Below are 19,310 nucleotides of genomic sequence, written 5' to 3' on the forward strand. Positions count from 1 at the left end.
ATTTGCCGCATTCCGCAGCGTTGATTTCCAACAGTAAACATGATCGATTTTTACCGTCGTGGCTGCCGATGGGCTCCACGCACCGAACCAACTGCTTTTCCCTGGCGCCGGTACCTTTTGGAGAGATCGATGACCGTAGCAGACGACGTAACCCTGAACGTAGCGCCGGACGAGGCGGCGAGCTTGCGACGGATCGTGTGGTCAAGCGTGATCGGCACCGCGGTCGAATGGTACGACTTCCTCATCTACGGCACGGCAACCGCACTGGTGTTCAACAAGGTGTTCTTCGCCGCCGGCAATCCTACGCTCGCCACCATCGCCGCCTTCGGCACCTACGCGGTCGGCTTCCTGGCGCGGCCGCTGGGCGCTGCGATCTTCGGCCATTACGGCGACCGGGTCGGCCGCAAGGCGATGCTCGCGATCACGATCATGGTGATGGGCATCGGCACCTTCCTGATCGGCCTGCTGCCGACCTATCAGCAGATCGGCATCGCAGCGCCGCTGCTACTGATCGGGCTGCGCTTCCTCCAAGGCATTGGCCTCGGCGGCGAATGGGGCGGGGCGGTGCTGATGGTGGTCGAGAACTGCCCGACGCATCGTCGCGGCCTGCTCGGCAGCATGGTGCAGGTCGGCAATCCCATCGGCAATCTCGCCGCGATCGGCATGTTCGCGCTGGTAGCGAGCCTGCCTGAGAGCGACTTCATGGCTTACGGCTGGCGCATTCCCTTCCTGATCTCGATCCTCCTGGCTGGCGTCGGCCTCTACATCCGCCTCAACATGGAGGAGACCGCGGCCTTCCGTCAGGTCCAGGCCAAGAAGGACGTTGCGAAGCTGCCGCTGGTCGAGATCTTCACGCATCACCGCAGGCCCTTCTTCACCGCGGTCGGTCTCAAGATTTCCGAGATCGCCTATGCCAGCATCGGCGGCGTGTTCGTGATGTCCTACGCCACCGCCAATCTGGGACTGCCGCGGGCGGTGGTGCTGAACGGCGCCTTCGCCGCGTCGCTGGTCGCGCTGCTTGCCATTCCGCTGTTCGGCTGGCTGTCCGATCTCGTCGGCCGCAAGACCATGTTCTACGCGAGCTGCGTATTCTCGGCGCTGTTTGCCTTCCCGCTGTTCTGGCTGCTCGACACCCGCGATCCCACCATCGTCATCTGCACCATCGTGGTCGCGATCACCTTCGGTCAGATGGTGATGTTCGGCATCGGCGCGCCCTGGTATTCCGAACTGTTCTCCGCGCGGCTGCGCTATAGCGGCGCCTCGCTCGGCTTCCAGGTCGGCGCGGCCCTGAGCGGCGGGTTGACGCCGCTGATCGCGGCCTCTCTGATGGCGTGGAGCGGCGGCGCCACCTGGCCGGTCTCGCTGCTGCTGATCGCCTGCGCCGCCATCACCGCGACTGCGACCACGTTCGCGCCGGAGATGGCAAACAAGGAACTGACCTGATCTCGCGGCGCGCCGCTGCCTGCGGCGCGCCATCGCTTCTGACAAGGATTCTGTCATGCTCGATACCGTCGGCGCCGGCTCGGCGCAAAAGGCAGCACAGCTGGGCTGGACCGGCGTGGTGCGCTTCCTCCATCTTGCTCCGCGTGCGTTCCTGCCCATGCGCGCAGCCGAGACGATCACCCTCGTCGCCGGCAAGGGGATCGAGGGCGATCGCTACATGATCGGCAATGAGGAGGGTTTTTACTCGCACAAGCCGGAAGAGGGCCGGCAGGTCACCCTGTTCGAGCTCGAGACGCTGGTCGCGCTCAAACGCGATGCCGGCATCGAGCTCGGTCCCGAAGAGCATCGGCGCAATGTCACGGTCGAAGGCGTGCCGCTCAACCATCTCGTCGGCCGCCGCTTCTGGCTGGGCGAGACGCTGCTGGAGGCGACGCGGCTGTCGGTGCCGTGCCGGCATATCGAGGAGATCACCGGCAAGGCGATCTTCGATCCCCTGATCAATCGCTCCGGCCTCAACTGCAGGATCCTGCAGAGCGGCATCGTCAGGGTCGGCGACACCGTGCGGAACGCCGCATGAGCGCGCGCCCGATCACGACGGTCAAGACGATCGTCACCGGTATCGAGGAGGCGGGGACAGGCGTAAAACTGTTCACGCTGGCCGATCCCGACCGATGGGAATTGCCGCCGTTCAAGCCCGGCGCGCATATCGACCTGCATCTGCCGAACGGGCTCGTGCGCACTTACTCGCTGTGCAACGAGCCTGCGGACAACACGCGCTATGTCATCGCGGTCAAGCGCGAGGCGGACGGGCGCGGTGGTTCGCGCGCGCTTCACGATGATCTCGGGGTCGGCGATGTCATCGGCGTTTCATTGCCGCGCGGCGGGCTGGAGCCCGATGCGCGCATCGGGCGCTACGTGTTGGTGGCGGGCGGCATCGGCGTGACGCCGTTCCTGTCGGTGGCGCGGCATCTCCAACGCACCGCGCAGGCCGAATTCACGCTGCATCTGGTCGTGCGCGAGGAGGTGCCGCTCGCCGCGCATCTCGGCTCACTGATCGAGGCAGGGACCGTCGTCGTGCATCGGACGTCGCGAGAGGGACGTCCAGATCTCGCGGTGTTGCTCGGCGATCCCGGTCCGGAGACGCTGGTGGCTTGCTGCGGGCCGGAAGGCATGACCGACGATTTCGAGCGCCTGACCACAGCCTGGCCAACGGCCAACGTTCACATCGAGCGCTTTGTCGCGCCGCCACCGATCATCGATCCCGACGCCAAACCATTCACATTGTCGCTGGCGCGCTCGGGTACCGAGATCCAGGTGCGCGCCGGCCAGACCATGCTGGCCGCGTTGCAGGAGGGCGGCATCGACATCGCGACCTCCTGCTGCGGCGGCATCTGCGGGGCCTGCAACGTCGGATGGATCGAGGGCAGGCCGGTCCACCGCGACCGCATCCTGTCGCCCTATGAGCGGGAGCGCTATCTCATGGTTTGCGTCGCCGGATCGGACGCGGAGCGGCTGGTACTGGACCTCTGAGCTACCAGTGCACGCTCTGGCTCGGTACGATGATCGCAGTCGTGCTCGGCGGCGTGGCGAGGCTCGTGGCTAGGTACCAGCCTGAGCCGGCCGCGAGCACCAGCAGTGCGATGATGGCGAGCAGGTCGAGGGTTCTGGGGTCGTGATGCGCCCTGGGACCGAGGCTTGATCCAGACCTGAAGTGAAAATGAGGGCTGATTTTCCAGCGCATTGTTGTTTCCTCCCGCGGGAGTATCACAACAACGCGAAGCGAAAGTTCCGGTTCCGCTCAGGGCAGCATTGTCCAAAGCATGATCAGGAAAAATGCGAAGCGGTTTTCCGGAAAGATCATGCGTTGCAACAACCTGAAGTGCGATGATCGCGCTTCAGGACGCGTTGACGCCGCGCCAGCGGGCATACCGCCAGGGCAGATACCAGCGCGCGTTTGGGGGGGCGGCGAGCGGCACATTGTCGATGCCCGACGTGCCGAAGGGATTGCAGCGGAGCAGGCGCGCGAGGGTCATCCAGCCGCCGGCCCAGAGCCCGAAGCGCTCGATCGCCTCATCGCCATAGACGGAGCAGGTCGGCAGGTGCCGGCAATTGTATCCGACCAGCGGCGAGAGCGTATGGCGATAGAGCCAGATCAGCGCACGACCAAATCTTCGCGGAAGGCGAAGGACGCCCTCGACGGGAGTGGAACAATGATCGCAGGCTGAATGCTTCATGTGCGCTTTGCTGCGACGTTAGGCGAAGTGTTGCTCGGTTCCGGCGCAGGGAACTGTAAGGTGTTGTTTGCGCGCCATATTTTGCCTGCTTTCTGGGAGCAGTGCAGCAAGTATCTGTGGACGAACTGTATTCACCCGGATACCATTTTTATGACGCCCGTGTGTAGAAAACATACGCCTGTATGATGGACTCAGAGGGCGCCACTGGGGATTGTTTGGCGACCTTGGGGCTTTGGGGAAGGAACCAGATTGAAACTTCTGAACTCCCTTGATCTTCGCGGCTGGTTGCTGGTGGGAACCGCCGTCTGTGGAGTCGCGCTGGCCGGCGCCGTCGCGACATTCGGGTCGTCGGCCCGCGCGGGTAGCGCTCTCGAAGAGCGCAAGCTGCCGATGAAGTTCAGCTGGGTCGCTTGCGAGCCGAACTGCCGCGGCTGGGTCAGCGCGGTCGGCATCATCACCGCCGACACGCCCAAGGAGTTCGAAGAGTTTTCTCGCGGACGCCAGCTCGGCGGCGCCACCGTGGTGCTCGATTCCAGCGGTGGTTCCGTCAACGACGCGATCACGCTCGGCCGGCGCTTCCGCAATCTCGGACTTTTGACGACGGTCGGCATCAGCCTTCAGAACCGCGGCGGGCAATCGGCCCGTCCGGCGGTCGCGCCTGAGGCCTATTGCGAATCCATGTGCGTGTTCCTGCTGCTGGCCGGCAAGAAGCGCTACGTGCCGGAAGCGGCCCATGTCCGCGTCCACCAAATCTGGATGGGCGACCGCGCCGACGATGCCAAGGCGGCAAGCTACAGCGCACAGGACCTGATGATCGTGGAACGCGACATCGGCCGCCTCGCCAAATACACCTTCGACATGGGCGGCGCCGGCGACCTGCTGTCGCTCGCGCTCAGCGTGCCGCCCTGGGAAGATCTGCATGAGCTCGATGCAGGCGAGCTGAAGCTCACCAATCTCGTGACGACGGATCTCGTCGCCGACGTGCTGCCGCATGTGGACGTCACGGCGCCGGCCATGGCGGAACTCGCGCCGAAGACGCAGGCAAGGTTCGGTGCGGAACCTGAGCAGCCGGCCAAGTCGACCAAGACGGCGGAAGCCCTGGTGCCCACGAGCAGCGTGGCAGCGCCGGCTCCGGCGGCGCAGAAGTAAGCTCTTAAATCCTGGCAGTCATTCCGGGGCGCGCGCAGCGCGAACTATGGTGCGCAATTGCGCACCTGAGAATCTCAGGCTTCCGGGCTCGTCGCTTTGCGACGCCCCGGAAGGACGGGGAGGGCTCAGCCCTGCGCCGCGGCGGGCTGCTTGGCCTTGGCCTCGATCTGACCGATCGCGTCGACCACCGCATCGAAGGTCAGCAGCGTCGAGGCGTGCCGCGCCTTGTAGTCACGGACCGGCTCGAGGAACTTGATCTCTTCCCATTTGCCTTGAGGAGGCGTGCCGTTCTCCTTGAGCATCTTGCGAACGGTTTCGCGTAACTCACGGAGTTCGCTTGCAGTCGAGCCGACCACGTGACTTGCCATGATGGATGAAGAGGCCTGTCCAAGCGCGCAGGCCTTCACGTCATGGGCGAAGTCGGTGACGGTGTCGCCGCTCATCTTCAGATCGACCTTCACGGTCGAGCCGCACAATTTGGAGTGGGCGGTCGCGCTGGCATCGGGGTCCGACAGACGCCCGAGGCGCGGAATATTCCCGGCCAGCTCGATGATCCGCTTGTTATAAATGTCGTTCAGCATGTGATGGAGTCCAGCACTTCCGGGCGGGGATCGGCCTTGGCGGGCGCCGTCCACGGTCCTATATAGGGGCGGAACTGGTGGAAAAACAGTCCAGCGGTGCGGCGGCGGCGATCCAGATCTGCGCCGCCGTCGTTATGACCTCGGGACCTTTTCGCCGAAACTATTCTGTTCAGGCGTCCGGCGGCTTGTCCGCCCCGTCTGCCGGTGACACTCCGGCCGTTAAGGCCGTCGAACGGAGTCGATATGGACGCTGCAATCAAATCCATCCGCCCCAACAAGCCCTCCGACCGGCAGCCTGAGAGCCGCCCGGCCGAGCTTGACCCTGCCGAATTCCTCGCGGTCGCCGTCCGCGCCGACCAGCCGCGCCCCGCGCGCGCCGAGGCGGAAGCGGCGGTGAAGACACTGCTCGCCTATATCGGCGAGAACCCCCAGCGCGAGGGCCTGCTCGACACGCCGCGCCGTGTGGTCGAGGCCTTCGACGAGCTCTATCAGGGCTACCACCAGTGCCCGGCCGAGGTGCTCGACCGCACCTTCGGCGAGACCGCGGGCTATGACGACTTCGTGCTGGTGCGCGACATCGAGTTCACCTCGCAGTGCGAGCATCACATGATGCCGTTCTACGGCAAGGCGCATATCGCCTACACCCCGGTGGAACGCGTCGTCGGCCTGTCCAAGCTCGCCCGCCTGACCGACATCTTCGCCCGGAGGCTTCAGACCCAGGAACATCTGACGGCGCAGATCGCAGCGGCCATCGACGAGATCCTGAAACCCCGCGGCGTGGCCGTGTTGATCGAGGCCGAGCATACCTGCATGTCGGTGCGCGGCGTCGCCAAGCATGGCGCCTCCACCTTCACCAGCCGCTTCACCGGCATGTTCCGTGACAATCCGGCGGAACAGGCCCGTTTCCTGTCCCTGGTGCGAGGCCTGCAGCGCTGACCTCGCAAATAAACTCGCGAGGGTCGTGTGTCCGCTCACTCCCATGAGATCGAGGAAGGCCTCGTCTTCCTGCCCAAGTTTGACGCGAACGGCCTCGTGACAGTCGTCGCCACCGACGTCGCTACCGGCGACGTGCTCATGGTCGCGCACATGAACGACGAGGCGCTGCGCAAGACCATCGCGACCGGCGAAGCCTGGTACTTCAGCCGCTCGCGCAATGCCTTGTGGCGAAAAGGTGAGACCTCAGGTCAGACCCAGCGCGTGGTCGAGATGCGCACCGATTGCGACCAGGACGCGGTCTGGATCCGTGTCGAGCAGATCGGCGCGGCCTGCCACACCGGCCGCCGGTCGTGCTTCTACCGCAAGGTCGAAGCGGAGGGCGGGGGAGCGAAGCTGGTCTTCACCGACGCCGAGCGGCTGTTCGATCCGAGCACGGTCTACAAGAAGTAGCTCTCGGTCATTCCGGGCTCGCTCCTGCGGTGCGCCCCGGAATGACTCGGGGCGGCGGAGAGAGCCGAATTAACTCCGCATTAACCATACCTGTCCCACGGTGAGACGACAGGGCGCCGAATTGCCGGCGTCGCTCAACGCCGCGCGGGGCGGGCACTCCATCATGTCGGTCGACAATTCCAGTGCCTCACAGACGGCGGTTCTCGATCCGTCGCGGGCGCGCGTCGCCGGTGCGATCAAGCAGGCCTCGAACATCTCCGGCGTCAGCTTCCAGTACATGCTGACCACCGCCAAGATGGAATCGGATTTCGATCCGACGGCAGGGGCCACCACGTCGTCCGCACACGGGCTCTACCAGTTCATCGACCAGACCTGGCTCGGCACCGTGAAAGAGGCGGGGAGCCAGCTCGGCTACGGCAACTATGCCGACGCCATCACCAGGACCTCGTCGGGCACCTATGCCGTTGACGACCCCGTCATGAAGCGGTCGATCATGAGGCTGCGCGACGATCCGGAGGCCGCATCCAGCATGGCCGCGGCGCTGACGCAGTCGAACAGCTTCAAGCTCACTGGCCTGCTCGGCCGCAGGCCCAGCGACAGCGAGCTCTATATGGCGCATTTCATGGGCGTCGGCGGGGCAGCAAAACTCATCGCCAATGCCGAGGACAATCCGCAGGCCGTCGGCGCGCGGCTGTTCCCCAACGCGGCCGCTGCCAACCGCTCGATCTTCTACGCCAGGGACGGCCGCGCCCGCAGCGTCTCCGAGGTCTATTCCGTGCTGGATTCCCGCTATGCCAGCGCGGCGAATTCGAAGGTCACGCGCAGCGCGATGGCGATGTATGGCGGCACGCCCTCGACCACTGAGGTCGCCAGCGCCAACGGCGTGCAGCCCGCAGTGCCCGTCATCGACAACGCCGCCTATCTCCAGACCTTCCCGAATACACGCGCGGTGACGCCTGTCGGCGCGACCTCGTCAACGACGGTCGCCGACAATGCGCCGTCGACGCCGGTGTTTCGCTCGATCTATCAGCCCGGCGATGCCACGCAGCCGGTCTCGGCGACGGTGCAGAAATTGTGGGGCAACAACGCCTCGCTCACCTCGGTCGCCTCAGTAACGCCGGACGTGCGGCCGCCGCAGCCGCTCGATCTCTTCAGCGATCGCAACGGCACGTTCTCGAGCTAACCTCGCTCGCGTGTCCCGGACGCGCCGCAGCGCAGAGCCGGGACCCACGCAACAAGCACCGCTCTCTGAATTATGGGCCCCGGCTCAGCAGCGCATCGCCAAAGAGGCGCTGCGCTGCGTCCGGGGCACGCAGCTAGGGCGTCTCGGTTCCCTTAACAAAACGTCAATAAAACCAGCCAGTTATGGTGAACGCTTTGTTAAGCGTCGTGGTTTATTTTGTGTTGCAGGTGACGAGCCGTCACCGTTTTCGTTTGTTGTGTAAGCCGGAAGCAGCATGATTGTTCGGCAGTTTATCAATTGGATCAGAACGGCGCCTGCCGGCGAGCGGGCCGAGGCAACGCGGGCATTGGCCCGGGCCTGGCTGATCTCAGACCTTTCCACGGACGACCGCGTCGCCGCCGAAGGCGCGCTTCTGATGCTGCTCGACGATCCCTCGCCGCTGGTGCGGCAGGCGATGGCCGAGGCCTTTGCGCGCAGCCTTGATGCCCCGGCGGCGATCGTGCGGGCGCTGTCGGCGGACCAGCCGACCGTCGCGCTGCCCGTGCTCGAACATTCTCCGCTGCTGATCGATGCCGATCTCGTCGACATCGTCGCGACCGGCAATGACGAGGTGCAGTGCGCGGTCGCCCGCCGCATCGCGCTGCCGGTCTCGGTCTGCGCCGCCATTGCCGAGGTCGGCTGTGCGGCCGCAGCGCTGGAGCTGATCGAAAATCCGCACGCCGAGCTCGCGCCGTTCTCGTGGAATCGCATCGTCGAGCGTCACGGCCATCTTGCCGCGATCCGCGAAGCGATGCTGGTGCTCGACGATCTGCCGGCCGCAACGCGCGCGGCGCTGGTAGCAAAGCTCTCGGAGACGCTGGCGCAGTTCGTCGTGGCGCGGAACTGGCTGAGCGCCGATCGTGCCGAGCGCATGACGGTCGAGGCGCGCGATCGCTCCACCATGAACATCGCGGCGCGCTCGCGCGGTGAGGATATGCAGGGTCTGGTGCATCACCTCCGCGTCACCGGCCAGCTGACCGCAGGTCTCATTCTGCGCGCGCTACTGTCCAGCAATCTCGACCTGTTCGACGCGGCCCTGGCCGAGCTCGCCGATGTGCCGCTGGCGCGCGTCACCGCGCTGCTGCACGATCGCGGCGGCAACAGCCTGCACGCACTGCTGCGCCGCGCCGGCCTTCCCGAGGCGACCTTTGCGGCGTTCCAGGTCGCGCTCGACGCCTGCCACGAGCAGGGCTTCGTCGACAGCGACGACGGCGCGGCGCGGCTGCGCCGTCGCATGGTCGAGCGCGTGCTGACCCATTGCGAGACCGACCGCGGCGCCACCGAGCCGCTGATGGTCCTGCTCCGCCGCTTCGCCACGGAGTCGGCGCGCGAAGAGGCGCGGCTGTTCTGCGACGAGATCGTTGCGGATGACGCGATCGATCCGGTCTACGACGATCTGATCGCGGCCTGAATCCCATCTTGCGTCGCCCCGGCGAAGGCCGGGGCCCATACCGCGAGATCTCGCAATTGAAGCGAGGTGGTCGACGTACTTCGCGATAATATCCGCTGGTGGTTATGGGTTCCGGCCTTCGCCGGAACGACAGCCAGCTTACTCCGCCGGCACGATGCTGGGCGCGAGGATCGCCTCGAGATGCTCGGGGCGGTCGCGGTTGACCTGGGTGAGATAGTCGTCGGCGACCTTGCGCAGGCGCCGGCTCAGCTCGGCGGAAACGCTGATGCTGTCGAGCCTCGTGTTCTCGTGCACGATGGCCAGGATGGCATTGATGTGATGCGTGAACAGCTCGGCCGGCACCTTCTCCAGATCGGGGGCGTGCTCGATGACGCGGCACAGGCTCTCGGCGATTCCTGCCGCTGCCGGGAAGCCGAACGTCGCGGCATCGCCCTTGATGTCGTGCGCGGCGCGAAACAGCTCGTCGCGCCGCTCCTTGGTGAAGCCGTCATTGCGGATGGCGACGTAGGCGGCCGACAGGCGGTTGACCTCGGTTGCCATCCAGTCCTTGAACTCACCGGAGAGACCTGCGAGCGCCTGCTCGGCGCGGCCGATCGGATCGTCCAGGTCCTTTCCTTCGACGCGGCGCAGAACCTTGCGCAGCGGATTGGGCTGCGTGATGATTTGATGCGTGGCGAAGGCTTTGACCTCGATGTCCTTTGCGCTGTTCTTCGCCATGATGCCTGCCTCGTCTGAAGACGTTGCGCTAGATGGAGGAGCGGGCCTTGTCGAGCAGCGAGGGCTGCTGCAGCACCTCGTGCTTTTCGCCGACGCGGCGCTCGGGGCCCATATAGGCGGAGTTGGTGTTGCGGCGCCGGTCCGGACCGAAATAGGTCTTGGTCTTGATGAAGGGCCGGGGATTGGCGACGACGTTGAGGATGCGCTGGTAGAGCCCCTTGGCCGAGATCGGCTTGGCCAAAAATTCGGTGACGCCGGCATCGCGCGCCACCGTGACGCGGCGCTTCTCGGAATGCCCGGTCAGCATGATGATCGGCGCGTAAGGGTTGCCCTTGGATTCCGGCTGCCGGATCATCTGCGCGAGCTCGAGCCCGTCGAAGATCGGCATCGCCCAGTCGGTGATGACGATGTCGGGCACGTAATGGCTGTACATTTCCAGCGCGGTGGCACCGTCTTCGGCTTCATAGACCTCGCGCGCGCCGAACGAATGCAGCAGCGTCCGCAGGATGCGGCGCATATGCGGATTGTCGTCGCAGACGAGGAAGCGCAGCTTGTTGAAGTCGATACGGAACATGACGCCCGGGCCAAAGCGGTCAACCTTCGTTAACCATATCGTGGCGGGGGTTAACGAAGGGTTGCTGCTGGCCGCCCGGCGGGTGGCAGGCAGGGGCTCAGTAGCCGAACTGCTCGCGCAAAATGCGCTCTTCCAGGCTGTGGCCAGGGTCGAACAGCATGCGCATCGAGATGGATTTGTCGGACAGCACCTCGACGCGGCGGACCCTCCGTACCTCCTCATGGTCGGCGACAGCCGCGACGGGGCGCTTGTCGTCTTCCAGCACCTCGATCACGACATAGGCGGTGTTGGGCAGCAGGGCGCCGCGCCAGCGCCGCGGTCGGAAGGCGCTGATCGGTGTCAGTGCCAGCAGGGCGGCGTTGATCGGCAGGATCGGGCCCTGGGCGGAGAGGTTGTAGGCAGTCGAGCCGGCCGGCGTCGCCACGATGATGCCGTCGGCGATCAGCTCCGGCATGCGCTCGCGCTCGTCGATCAGGATCCGCAAGCGCGCCGCCTGGGAGGTCTGGCGGAACAGGTAGACCTCGTTGATGGCATGGTGCAGGTGGACGCGGTCGTTGACGTCGGTCGCGCGCATCAAGAGTGGGTTGATCTCGGATTCATGCGCCGTCTCGAGCCGTTGGCGCAGATCATGCGTCGAGTACTCGTTCATCAGGAAGCCGACCGTGCCGCGGTGCATGCCGTAGATCGGCTTTCCCGTGTGCATGTTCTGGTGCAGCGTCTGGAGCATCAACCCGTCGCCGCCGAGCGCGACCACGACGTCGGCATCCTTCGGGTCACAATTGCCATAGTCACTGGTGAGCTGGCCGAACGCGGTCTGCGCCTCGCTGCTCGGGCTGGCGACGAAGGCGATCCGTTCGTATCGCGATGGCTTGGTCATGGCTTTTCGGGCAGGCCCGCTGGCTGGAGATAAGTTCCGCCGGGCTCGTCTATACGAGGTCGGGCTCCATTGTCGAGGATGACCACTCTACAAGGCAAATGGCCTACTGCCGGATTTGGGGTAAACTAGGTCGTTTCGAGCCCGATCGGCCTGTTCAGGGGGGCCTCGTCAGTGATCCCCCAAACCGTCGCAATTCCGCGCTAGCCTTTCGGCCTCACCGGCTCCCACAGCCGGGCAGGAGAACGGTCATGGTCACGAGCTTGCCGGCGCTGCGTTGCACGGCCCTGGTGCTGGCGGTGTCGGTTTTCGCACTCGCAGGATTTGCGCGCGCGGATGATCCGCCGCAGCCGCGCTCCGAGACGACGGCGCCCACCGGACAGAAGGGCGGTCGGGGCGGTGGCGCGCAAAGCGCGACGCAGAATTCGCCGTCCGCCGAGCCGCATCGTCTCCCGCCGGATTCGACCACGAAGCAAACGCTCGATCTGCCCGGCCGTGCCCTCAACTTCGCGGCGACCGCGGGCTCGATCCGCGTGTTCGACGGCAAGGGCGAGCCGCTGGCCGACATCGCCTACACGTCCTACGAGCTCGACGGTGCCGACCGCGCGACGCGCCCGGTGACCTTCCTGTTCAACGGCGGACCCGGCGCGTCCTCGGCCTGGCTCCAGTTCGGCGCTGCGGGTCCGTGGCGGCTGCCGCTCGACGGCGAAGCGCTGTCGCCGTCGGCTTCGCCCGAGGTGAAGCCGAACGCGGAGACCTGGCTCGACTTCACCGATCTCGTCTTCATCGACCCTGTCAGCACCGGCTACAGCCGCTTCGTGGCGAGCGGCGAGGACGCGCGCAAATCCTTCTACTCCGTCGACGGCGACGTCAATTCGATCGCGCTCGTGATCCGCCGCTGGCTCGAGAAACACGACCGGCTGATCTCGCCGAAATACGTCGCGGGTGAAAGCTATGGTGGCATTCGCGGGCCGAAGGTGGTGCGCCAGTTGCAGCTCCAGCACGGCGTCGGCGTCAGGGGATTGATCCTGGTGTCGCCGCTGCTCGACTTCCGCGAGTTCACAGGCACGAGCCTCCTGCAATATGTCGCGACGCTCCCGAGCTATGTCGCGGTCGCGCGCGAAGCCAAAGGCCCGGTCAAGCGCGCCGATCTCGGCGACGTCGAGGCTTACGCGCGCGGCGAATTCCTGGCTGACCTCGTCAAGGGCGAGGCCGACAAGGAGGCTACCACGCGCCTCGCCGACAAGGTCGCCGAGCTCACCGGCATCGACCAGGCGGTGAGCCGCAGGCTTTCGGGCCGCTTCGACGTCGGCGAATTCCGCCGCGAGTTCGACCGCAAGAACGGCAAGGTGACGGGACGCTATGATGCCTCGGTGCGCGGCTTCGATCCCTATCCGGATTCGGGCAATTCGCGTTTCGGCGATCCTTCCGGCGATGCGCTCCAGGCGCCGCTGACGAGCGCCGCGGTCGATGTCCTCACGCGCAAGCTCAACTGGCGGCCGGACGGTTCGTACGAGGTCCTGAACGGTAGCGTCGAGGGCAACTGGGATTTCGGCCGCGGCATCAACCCGCCGCAATCGGTGTCGGACCTGCGTCAGATACTCGCAACCGACGCGAAGCTGAACGTGCTGGTCGCGCACGGCCTGTTCGATCTTGCCACGCCCTATTTCGGAACGAAGCGGGTGCTCGACCAATTGCCTGGATTCGCGACCCGGCGCGTGAAATTCGCCGTCTATCCCGGCGGTCACATGTTCTATTCGCGCGACGGCTCACGGCAGGCCCTTCGCGGCGAGGTCGAGGCGCTGATCAGGGAATAGGCCGCCGCTTGCGCGGCGGATAGCGGCGCGCGATCTCGCGTGCCACGACCTTTTCCGGCTTCACATTCGCGCCGGCGATCCAGATATCGCTGATCCTTCCGCGCCTGTCGCGGACACGGCGTACCGGCTCGCCGTGGCTGGAATAGCCGGCGGCCCAGGCGAGCTTGCCGCTGTCGCGGCCGGTCACCTCGATCTCGCCGGCATCCATGAACGGATTGTTGAATTGCGGGTTGGCGACCAGCACGCGGTTGCCCATCGGCACCAGATCGGTTGCGCCCCACATCGTCCACCATCGGCCGGTCCAATCGCGCACGCGCCGGTCGGGGGCGCCGCGGGTCTTGAAGACACGCAGGATCTGCATCGCGCCGTCCATCCAGAACGGCGCGGCGCCGTCGAGGGAGTTGCTGAGGATGCTGATCGCGAGCTCGCAGGCCGGAATCGAGCAGGTCCGCGAGATGTAGCCCTGAAAACCGCCGCTATGGCCGAACCAGTCCCAGCCGTCGGTCTTGCCGGCGTTGACGCCGAGACCGTAATAGGCCTCGAAGCTTTGCGGGATGCGCCAATGATGCCGCGTCATTTCGCGGCGGCTTGCGACCGAGAGCACGCTCTTTTTCGCGTTGGGTGCAAGCTGCGCGAAGAAGCGGGCGGTGTCGGCGGCGGTCGCGACGAAGCCCGCGGCCGAGGCCATCGCGTATGCGGGATTGTCGCCGGGGATCACGCAACGCTCGCCGAACGGCAGTTTTCGCGTATGGCCGCGCGCGAATAGCGCGCCCTTGGGCAGCGGCGCATTCGGCTCGGTCTCGCGCAGCCCTGCGGGCTCGATGATCTCGCGCTTGATCCAGGCGGAGTAGGGCTCCTTCGTCACCGCTTCGATGACGAGACCGATCAGGGCAAAACCGTGGTTGGAATACTTGAAGCGCGTGCCGGGCTCGATCGCCGTCGGCAGCTTCAGCTCCGCGAGCAGCTCTTTGGCGTCGAGATAGGAGCGGCTGTCGATGAACTGGCCGGAATCGGCGCCGTCGCGGGTCAGCCCGGCGCTGTGCGAGAGCACCTGCGCAATGGTCGTCTCGGCGACGCGCGGATGCAGGCCGCCGACATATTGGCCGACCGTGTCATCGAGCCGGATCTTGCGCTGCTCGCGCAGCTTCATGATGCCGGCGGAGGTGAAGCTCTTGGAGTGCGAGGCGATGCGGAAGCGGTGGCGCGGGGTGAGCTTCTCGCCGGTGTCGAGATTGGCGAGGCCGAATGCGTGCTCGGCGACGATTTCGCCGCGATGGGCGAAGGCGACGATGACGCCGGGCTGCTGGATTGTCGTCTGCTGGAATTCGATCCAGGAGCCGATGTAGTCGATCGCGGATCGCAGCCACGTATCCATTGCGCACCAATTGTAAGGGGAGGATTCGTGCGCGAAGGCTAGCCGAGAAAGCGGAACGGGCACAACCCCTGGGTTGTGCCCGTTCGCATCAATCGAAGATGCGGTGTCTTCAGTAGACGAGCGTCGCGCCGGTCGGCTTGTCCAGCGCTGCGGCAAGCGAGCGATATTCGGAGCTCTCGGTGCCGGCGAGCGATGCGATCTTGTTGAGGTGATACTGCGCCTGCTCGCGGTTGCCCTGCTCGAGCTGCCAGAGGCCGTAATACTGCCAGGTGCGGACGTGGTTCGGATCGTCCTTCAGCGCCAGCTCGTAATAGACCTTCGACGACTGGTAGTCGCCGAGCTTGCGATAGGAGTAGCCGATCAAATTGGCGACGTCGGCAACGTCATCGCGCTTGAGCGACTTCAGCTGGTCGATCGCGCCCGTGTAGTCGTGATTGTCGTAGATCGCGGTGTAGGCGGTGCGATAGGCCGCGAGGAATTTGGGATCGCTGACGGAGGAGCTCTTCTTCTTGCCCTTCTTGCTCGAGGAGTCCGACTTCGGCGGCGAGGAAGGCTCGTCGCTGCCTGCGGCGTAGGCGCTGGTCAGCACCGGCCCGGCTGCGAGCGCCATGGAAACGAGGCCCGGCAGCAGAAGCATTGAGAGTTTTCGCATCTAAGTTCTCCCGTATGGAACGTGGCGATCCTACACGATTGCCCGAAGACCGGAACACCCAGGAGGGGAAAACATTCCCGCTTCGCACGATCTATTCGCCCTGGCGCAGATGACAAACTTGTCATCCAGATGAACGGAAGCCTGCAATCGGCTTCAGAATGGGTTCAGCGCACGGCGCCTAGGCTCCCACCTACGATCGAAGGGTCGGCGAGAGGGCGCCGCCTCAAGATCCTTCCAAGAGGAGACCACCATGTTGAAGACCATTTCCGCAGCCTTGCTTGCAGCCTCCGTGATCGCAGCTCCGGCCTTCGCCGCAGAAGCCGGCAAGACCACCACGACCGCGCCGGTGATCAAGGCGGACCAGAGCCAGACCAAGGCGTCGACCACCGCCGCGAAGCCGGATGCCGGCGTCAAGGCCGATGCCAAGACGTCGGACGTCAAGACTTCGGGTGCCAAGGCTTCTGACGCGAAGGCTCCCGATGCCAAGGCTCCCGATGCGAAGGCCGACGTCAAGGCGGACGCCAAGGTCGACGGCAAGTCGAAGGCGATGAACGCGAACGCGGCGGTCACGCCCGACGAGCACAAGACGGTGCGGAAGCATCGCCATCACCACAAGCAGGTGTCGAAGAAGTCGCTGAAGACGCAGCCGGACGTCACCAAGCCGGTGACGACCGAGAAGCGCAGCTAAGTCTGATCCCGCGCGGCGGCATCCCTGGCATTGCCCTGCTGCCGCGTGCGGAATCCAGGCCCGCCCCGCCGTTCGGCACCTTGCGCGAAAGTGCGAGATGCCGGCGGCGGGCCGGTGCGTTGCGCAAGCGAATTCCCTTCGCGCGGCCTTGGGGCTAGAACGTCTTTCCGAGTCTGGGCGAGCGGAGAACGTGATCTGTGGGGCGATTGGCGAAACGTGCGGTGAGCGCGGCATTGGTCCTGGCATTGCCGCTGGCGCTCGCGGCGTGTTTCTTCAGCGACGGCGACCGTCCCTCCTTGATGGACGGGACCCAGGCCGGAGGACCGCAGCCCTTTCCCGACAATTTCCGCAGCGACACGCTGGCCCTGATGCGCACCTATCTCAACAATCCGGTCGGCGTGCGCGAGGCCAGCATGGCCGAGCCGGTGCAACGGCCGGTCGGTGGCCGGCAGTTCTATGTCAGCTGTCTGCGCTTCAACCCGCGTGAGACCGACGGCAGCTACAAGGGCGCGCGCGAGCGCGCCGTGATTTTCGTCAACGGACGGGCCGATCGCGTCGTCGACAAAGCCAGCGAGCTCTGCGCCGGCGCGGTTTACGCACCCTTTCCGGAACTGGAAAAGATGACGCGGTAGCGCAAAGCCCGCCTTCATCGCCTGGTGCTAGAACGAGGGCGGCCGGAGCCGCTGGATCACATTTCGGCGAGCTTTGAACGGGGTGGATTTGCCTTGCGACTAATCGTTACGGCAAGCCTTGCGCAAACGACAAGATCGGTCGGTGCAAGGCGGCGTGACGGAACAAAATCGCGATGTTGCCACCCCGTCACAGTCGCGAGCGATCAACGTTCCGGCATCGCCGCGAAGCAACCAAATTCACGCCACGTTGTTTGCTGAGGGTCGATTTGAAAGAACGGGGATGGATATGAAAACGATTTTGCTGGGCGCAGTCGCCTTGCTTGCGCTGGCCGCGCCGGCCGCAGCAGCCGACATGCAGCCGCGCCCCTACACGAAAGCGCCGGCCCCCACGCCGCCGCAGGTGATCTACAACTGGACCGGTTTCTACATTGGCGGCCACGTCGGCGGCGCGTTTGCCGGCGACAGCAGCTTCCAGTCGAGCGACGCCCGCTTCCTGGGCGGCGTGCAGGGCGGCTTCGACTACCAGTTCGCGCCCAACTGGGTCGTGGGTGTCGAGGCCCAGTACTCCTGGCTGCCGACCAACAACAACGGTGTCACGTTCCCCCTGGGCACGCAGGTGACGTCCAACACCGACCAGCTCGGGTCGGTGACCGGCCGGATCGGCTACACCTGGGGGCCGACGCTGCTCTATGCCAAGGGCGGTTACGCCTGGCGCAATAACGGCCTTGGCGTCAACATCGCCGGAGTGCCGCAGACCTTCACCACCACTGGCAACAGCAAGGACGGCTACACCGTCGGCGCCGGCCTCGAATACATGTTCGCGCCGAGCTGGTCGGCCAAGGCCGAGTACCAGTACTACAACTTTGGCAGCACGACCTTCACGTCCGGGCCGGCCGACATCGTCGGCGTCCGCGGCCGGGAAGACGAGCATACCGTCAAGGTCGGTGTGAACTACCGCTTCGGCTGGGGCGGTCCGGCAGGCTCGCGCTACTGACCCCGCCAAAAGCGATCCAGAGGGATCAAAGATCTGACAAAGGCCGGCTCCCCGCCGGCCTTTCGTTTGCCGGCTCCGGCTTGTCGGTGTGTCGTTTGCCTTGCGTGAACCATCTGGCGCGTCATTTGCAAGCAAACAGTCCGGCACGCGCTTTCTCATGCGTGTCATGGGGCTGGCGTAAAGCAAAAATAATTTTTGCCGCTTACGGAACTCGCGCTCCGGAACGCGTTATTATGGGACTTCCCGGGCTGGTGGGACGACGGTCATGCGTATCTTGGTGTCGGCAGTGGTGCTCTCGTGCTCGCTCGCCCTGCCGTGCTCTGCTCAAACAATCCTCAAATCCGAGCCTCTGATGCTGGCACCCTATGAGGTGGCCTTCGTCAAGGACGCCTCCTGTCCGTCCGGCAAGGTGCTTAAGGTCACCGGTGCCATCCGCGGGCTGCACCGCCGCAAGGCTTGCGTGGTCCTGGCTGGCGAGCAGGCTTCCCTCGCGACTGCGACGCCCTGAGCCGGCTTCCGGGCCGGGCCTTAAGAATTCAGCTCAAGCTCCATCCTGGACTGGCGCTCGGCCTCGGCCTTGTTCATGGCGGGGTCCTCCCCCTGGGCTGCCCGGCAGGGCTTGATCTCGTAGTCGTTGTCGAGCACCCGACGCGGCCCGGCACGTTCTTCATCCGTGCTGACATCCACGACCAGGCCGCTCCGCTGCGCCAATTTCCAGACGTCGGACTCATCAGGATAGGCCTTGCTGATTTGGGCGTCGTTGCAGAACAGGGCGTAGGGCATTCTTTCCGCTCCGGGAAAGCGCATTAACGACTTCCCGGGCGAGGGGTTCCGGCCGGCTGGGTGATCACGGGACCGTGATCAGGACCCACGGCCGTGAGTCGTAAACGAGTCCTGAATCCCCAAAAAAAGAATCCCTGGGACTCTCCAGCCGGAATCAGCGGATGTTTCGGCCATGACGAGCGACCTGAAAACCTCCTGCGGGCACATGCTCCTGCCGCTGACGCTGGCGTTGTTCGGCGCCTGCGCGGCCAATCTCTGGCTGGTGTGGTCCTGGCTGTAAGTCCTTGACGGACGGCCGTTGCGCTACTTTTCGGCCGGTGGAGGAGGGCCGACGTCGCGGAGCGCGGCGCGAAGCTTGGTCAGGGTCGCCGCGCAATATTCCTCGCGCTCCCGCTCGAACCGCTCCTGATGCTTGCGGAAATTCGCGATCCTGGCCTGCATCTCGCGACGGAAATCGCCACCGGGGGGCGGCGGCGGGATCTGCAGGGACTGAGGTTGGGGGGCGGGCGGAGATACGGCCGGCGGCGGGTCGGTTTCGACCGCAACAGCCCGCACAGTCACGATCTCCGTGGTGACCGCGAATGCAGCAGGCGGGGGCTCCGGCGGATGGAGCTCATCCTTCTTGCCGGTTACCGATTGAACGAAGGCCAGTGTCTGCGCGATCAGTGCGTCGCGCTCCGCGATCCACTTCATGGGCGACCCCTGCTGGGGCCATTCCACCAAAGGTGGAGGGGCTAATCAAGGAGGTAATCCTGCAAAGGGATTGCATATTTTTCCC

The 19,310-nt window shown here is 65.1% G+C and carries 23 protein-coding genes; 13 read left to right on the plus strand and 10 right to left on the minus strand.

The window, feature by feature from the left end; genetic code table 11:
* The first annotated feature begins 129 nt into the window (after positions 1-129).
* The 3 genes from JQ592_RS08760 to JQ592_RS08770 are packed head-to-tail and all read left to right on the plus strand — an operon-like array spanning position 130 to position 2,973.
* Complete coding sequence (locus tag JQ592_RS08760) at positions 130-1,443, plus strand: MFS transporter (RefSeq protein WP_211402430.1); 1,314 nt, start codon at positions 130-132, stop codon at positions 1,441-1,443.
* Positions 1,444-1,498: 55 nt separating this feature from the next.
* Positions 1,499-2,020, plus strand: coding sequence for an MOSC domain-containing protein (locus JQ592_RS08765; RefSeq protein ID WP_211402431.1), 522 nt, complete (start codon positions 1,499-1,501; stop codon positions 2,018-2,020).
* A complete protein-coding gene (locus JQ592_RS08770; RefSeq protein WP_211402432.1) occupies positions 2,017-2,973 on the plus strand; it encodes a PDR/VanB family oxidoreductase in 957 nt (318 codons plus the stop codon). The genes JQ592_RS08765 and JQ592_RS08770 overlap by 4 nt, the downstream gene beginning before the upstream one ends.
* Position 2,974: 1 nt before the next feature.
* Here JQ592_RS08770 and JQ592_RS08775 read toward each other — a convergent pair whose 3' ends face one another.
* Together JQ592_RS08775 and yidD are read right to left on the minus strand one after the other, a co-directional pair.
* The gene (locus JQ592_RS08775) at positions 2,975-3,184 is read right to left on the minus strand and encodes a hypothetical protein (protein WP_211402433.1); all 210 of its coding nucleotides are present in this window, start codon (positions 3,182-3,184) and stop codon (positions 2,975-2,977) included.
* 154 nt (positions 3,185-3,338) lie between these two features.
* Positions 3,339-3,677: a membrane protein insertion efficiency factor YidD gene (yidD, locus tag JQ592_RS08780; RefSeq protein WP_211402434.1), complete on the minus strand. Its 339-nt coding sequence runs from the start codon at positions 3,675-3,677 to the stop codon at positions 3,339-3,341.
* A gap of 249 nt (positions 3,678-3,926) precedes the next feature.
* Here yidD and JQ592_RS08785 point away from each other — a divergent pair, with 249 nt between their 5' ends.
* Positions 3,927-4,826, plus strand: coding sequence for a hypothetical protein (locus JQ592_RS08785; protein WP_211402435.1), 900 nt, complete (start codon positions 3,927-3,929; stop codon positions 4,824-4,826).
* Between the two features lie 125 nt (positions 4,827-4,951).
* On the opposite strand, the gene JQ592_RS08790 is transcribed toward JQ592_RS08785, so the two are convergent.
* Positions 4,952-5,407: an iron-sulfur cluster assembly scaffold protein gene (locus JQ592_RS08790; RefSeq protein WP_211402436.1), complete on the minus strand. Its 456-nt coding sequence runs from the start codon at positions 5,405-5,407 to the stop codon at positions 4,952-4,954.
* Between the two features lie 243 nt (positions 5,408-5,650).
* On the opposite strand from JQ592_RS08790, the gene folE reads away from it, so the two are divergent.
* The 4 genes from folE (at position 5,651) to JQ592_RS08810 (ending at position 9,426) form a co-directional block, all read left to right on the plus strand.
* Positions 5,651-6,343 carry a GTP cyclohydrolase I FolE gene (folE, locus tag JQ592_RS08795; protein ID WP_183240642.1) on the plus strand — a complete coding sequence of 231 codons (693 nt, stop codon included), beginning with the start codon at positions 5,651-5,653 and terminating at the stop codon, positions 6,341-6,343.
* A gap of 27 nt (positions 6,344-6,370) precedes the next feature.
* Positions 6,371-6,793 carry a phosphoribosyl-AMP cyclohydrolase gene (gene hisI, locus JQ592_RS08800; RefSeq protein WP_211402437.1) on the plus strand — a complete coding sequence of 141 codons (423 nt, stop codon included), beginning with the start codon at positions 6,371-6,373 and terminating at the stop codon, positions 6,791-6,793.
* A 121-nt stretch (positions 6,794-6,914) separates the two neighbouring features.
* Entirely contained in the window at positions 6,915-7,976 is a 1,062-nt protein-coding gene (locus JQ592_RS08805) for a lytic transglycosylase domain-containing protein (protein ID WP_211402438.1), read from the plus strand.
* 274 nt (positions 7,977-8,250) lie between these two features.
* A complete protein-coding gene (locus tag JQ592_RS08810; protein ID WP_211402439.1) occupies positions 8,251-9,426 on the plus strand; it encodes a DUF2336 domain-containing protein in 1,176 nt (391 codons plus the stop codon).
* 138 nt (positions 9,427-9,564) lie between these two features.
* Here JQ592_RS08810 and JQ592_RS08815 read toward each other — a convergent pair whose 3' ends face one another.
* From JQ592_RS08815 to JQ592_RS08825, 3 genes are all read right to left on the minus strand, one after another.
* Positions 9,565-10,143, minus strand: a complete 579-nt coding sequence (locus JQ592_RS08815) for an Hpt domain-containing protein (RefSeq protein WP_211402440.1) — start codon at positions 10,141-10,143, stop codon at positions 9,565-9,567.
* Between the two features lie 28 nt (positions 10,144-10,171).
* A complete protein-coding gene (locus JQ592_RS08820) occupies positions 10,172-10,717 on the minus strand; it encodes a response regulator (RefSeq protein ID WP_008549760.1) in 546 nt (181 codons plus the stop codon).
* Positions 10,718-10,814: 97 nt separating this feature from the next.
* Complete coding sequence (locus JQ592_RS08825; protein WP_211402441.1) at positions 10,815-11,594, minus strand: NAD kinase; 780 nt, start codon at positions 11,592-11,594, stop codon at positions 10,815-10,817.
* Positions 11,595-11,842: 248 nt separating this feature from the next.
* Between JQ592_RS08825 and JQ592_RS08830 the strand changes: the two genes are divergently transcribed.
* On the plus strand, positions 11,843-13,408 hold the full coding sequence (locus JQ592_RS08830) for a S10 family peptidase (protein WP_211402442.1): 1,566 nt from the start codon (positions 11,843-11,845) through the stop codon (positions 13,406-13,408).
* Here the strand turns inward: JQ592_RS08830 and JQ592_RS08835 are convergent.
* On the minus strand, positions 13,398-14,783 hold the full coding sequence (locus JQ592_RS08835) for a serine hydrolase domain-containing protein (RefSeq protein ID WP_211402443.1): 1,386 nt from the start codon (positions 14,781-14,783) through the stop codon (positions 13,398-13,400). The genes JQ592_RS08830 and JQ592_RS08835 overlap by 11 nt on opposite strands.
* Before the next feature lie 109 nt (positions 14,784-14,892).
* On the minus strand, positions 14,893-15,435 hold the full coding sequence (locus JQ592_RS08840; protein ID WP_211402444.1) for a tetratricopeptide repeat protein: 543 nt from the start codon (positions 15,433-15,435) through the stop codon (positions 14,893-14,895).
* Between the two features lie 250 nt (positions 15,436-15,685).
* Between JQ592_RS08840 and JQ592_RS08845 the strand changes: the two genes are divergently transcribed.
* From JQ592_RS08845 to JQ592_RS38745, 4 genes are all read left to right on the plus strand, one after another.
* On the plus strand, positions 15,686-16,123 hold the full coding sequence (locus JQ592_RS08845) for a His-rich protein BRANT (RefSeq protein WP_211402445.1): 438 nt from the start codon (positions 15,686-15,688) through the stop codon (positions 16,121-16,123).
* A 197-nt stretch (positions 16,124-16,320) separates the two neighbouring features.
* Positions 16,321-16,755: a hypothetical protein gene (locus JQ592_RS08850; protein ID WP_211402446.1), complete on the plus strand. Its 435-nt coding sequence runs from the start codon at positions 16,321-16,323 to the stop codon at positions 16,753-16,755.
* 286 nt (positions 16,756-17,041) lie between these two features.
* Entirely contained in the window at positions 17,042-17,749 is a 708-nt protein-coding gene (locus JQ592_RS08855; RefSeq protein WP_211402447.1) for an outer membrane protein, read from the plus strand.
* Between the two features lie 265 nt (positions 17,750-18,014).
* On the plus strand, positions 18,015-18,257 hold the full coding sequence (locus JQ592_RS38745) for a DUF6719 family protein (RefSeq protein WP_211402448.1): 243 nt from the start codon (positions 18,015-18,017) through the stop codon (positions 18,255-18,257).
* Positions 18,258-18,277: 20 nt separating this feature from the next.
* Here the strand turns inward: JQ592_RS38745 and JQ592_RS08865 are convergent, their stop codons facing one another.
* Both JQ592_RS08865 and JQ592_RS08870 read right to left on the minus strand, forming a co-directional pair.
* The gene (locus tag JQ592_RS08865) at positions 18,278-18,532 is read right to left on the minus strand and encodes a hypothetical protein (protein WP_211402449.1); all 255 of its coding nucleotides are present in this window, start codon (positions 18,530-18,532) and stop codon (positions 18,278-18,280) included.
* Positions 18,533-18,835: 303 nt separating this feature from the next.
* Positions 18,836-19,225 carry a hypothetical protein gene (locus JQ592_RS08870; RefSeq protein WP_211402450.1) on the minus strand — a complete coding sequence of 130 codons (390 nt, stop codon included), beginning with the start codon at positions 19,223-19,225 and terminating at the stop codon, positions 18,836-18,838.
* Positions 19,226-19,310 lie beyond the last annotated feature (85 nt).

This window comes from Bradyrhizobium iriomotense (genome assembly GCF_018129405.1).
GTDB lineage: Bacteria > Pseudomonadota > Alphaproteobacteria > Rhizobiales > Xanthobacteraceae > Bradyrhizobium > Bradyrhizobium iriomotense_B.

What these genes read in the sequence shown, in the direction of transcription:
- JQ592_RS08840 (WP_211402444.1), bottom strand. Translation starts at nt 15,435, where the DNA reads ATGCGAAAACTCTCAATGCTTCTGCTGCCGGGCCTCGTTTCCATGGCG.
- JQ592_RS08765 (WP_211402431.1), top strand. Translation starts at nt 1,499, where the DNA reads ATGCTCGATACCGTCGGCGCCGGCTCGGCGCAAAAGGCAGCACAGCTG.
- JQ592_RS08825 (WP_211402441.1), bottom strand. Translation starts at nt 11,594, where the DNA reads ATGACCAAGCCATCGCGATACGAACGGATCGCCTTCGTCGCCAGCCCG.
- yidD (WP_211402434.1), bottom strand. Translation starts at nt 3,677, where the DNA reads ATGAAGCATTCAGCCTGCGATCATTGTTCCACTCCCGTCGAGGGCGTC.
- JQ592_RS08835 (WP_211402443.1), bottom strand. Translation starts at nt 14,783, where the DNA reads ATGGATACGTGGCTGCGATCCGCGATCGACTACATCGGCTCCTGGATC.
- JQ592_RS08770 (WP_211402432.1), top strand. Translation starts at nt 2,017, where the DNA reads ATGAGCGCGCGCCCGATCACGACGGTCAAGACGATCGTCACCGGTATC.
- JQ592_RS38745 (WP_211402448.1), top strand. Translation starts at nt 18,015, where the DNA reads ATGCGTATCTTGGTGTCGGCAGTGGTGCTCTCGTGCTCGCTCGCCCTG.
- JQ592_RS08855 (WP_211402447.1), top strand. Translation starts at nt 17,042, where the DNA reads ATGAAAACGATTTTGCTGGGCGCAGTCGCCTTGCTTGCGCTGGCCGCG.
- folE (WP_183240642.1), top strand. Translation starts at nt 5,651, where the DNA reads ATGGACGCTGCAATCAAATCCATCCGCCCCAACAAGCCCTCCGACCGG.
- JQ592_RS08810 (WP_211402439.1), top strand. Translation starts at nt 8,251, where the DNA reads ATGATTGTTCGGCAGTTTATCAATTGGATCAGAACGGCGCCTGCCGGC.
- JQ592_RS08820 (WP_008549760.1), bottom strand. Translation starts at nt 10,717, where the DNA reads ATGTTCCGTATCGACTTCAACAAGCTGCGCTTCCTCGTCTGCGACGAC.
- JQ592_RS08775 (WP_211402433.1), bottom strand. Translation starts at nt 3,184, where the DNA reads ATGCGCTGGAAAATCAGCCCTCATTTTCACTTCAGGTCTGGATCAAGC.
- JQ592_RS08830 (WP_211402442.1), top strand. Translation starts at nt 11,843, where the DNA reads ATGGTCACGAGCTTGCCGGCGCTGCGTTGCACGGCCCTGGTGCTGGCG.
- JQ592_RS08760 (WP_211402430.1), top strand. Translation starts at nt 130, where the DNA reads ATGACCGTAGCAGACGACGTAACCCTGAACGTAGCGCCGGACGAGGCG.
- JQ592_RS08865 (WP_211402449.1), bottom strand. Translation starts at nt 18,532, where the DNA reads ATGCCCTACGCCCTGTTCTGCAACGACGCCCAAATCAGCAAGGCCTAT.
- JQ592_RS08870 (WP_211402450.1), bottom strand. Translation starts at nt 19,225, where the DNA reads ATGAAGTGGATCGCGGAGCGCGACGCACTGATCGCGCAGACACTGGCC.
- JQ592_RS08845 (WP_211402445.1), top strand. Translation starts at nt 15,686, where the DNA reads ATGTTGAAGACCATTTCCGCAGCCTTGCTTGCAGCCTCCGTGATCGCA.
- JQ592_RS08790 (WP_211402436.1), bottom strand. Translation starts at nt 5,407, where the DNA reads ATGCTGAACGACATTTATAACAAGCGGATCATCGAGCTGGCCGGGAAT.
- JQ592_RS08815 (WP_211402440.1), bottom strand. Translation starts at nt 10,143, where the DNA reads ATGGCGAAGAACAGCGCAAAGGACATCGAGGTCAAAGCCTTCGCCACG.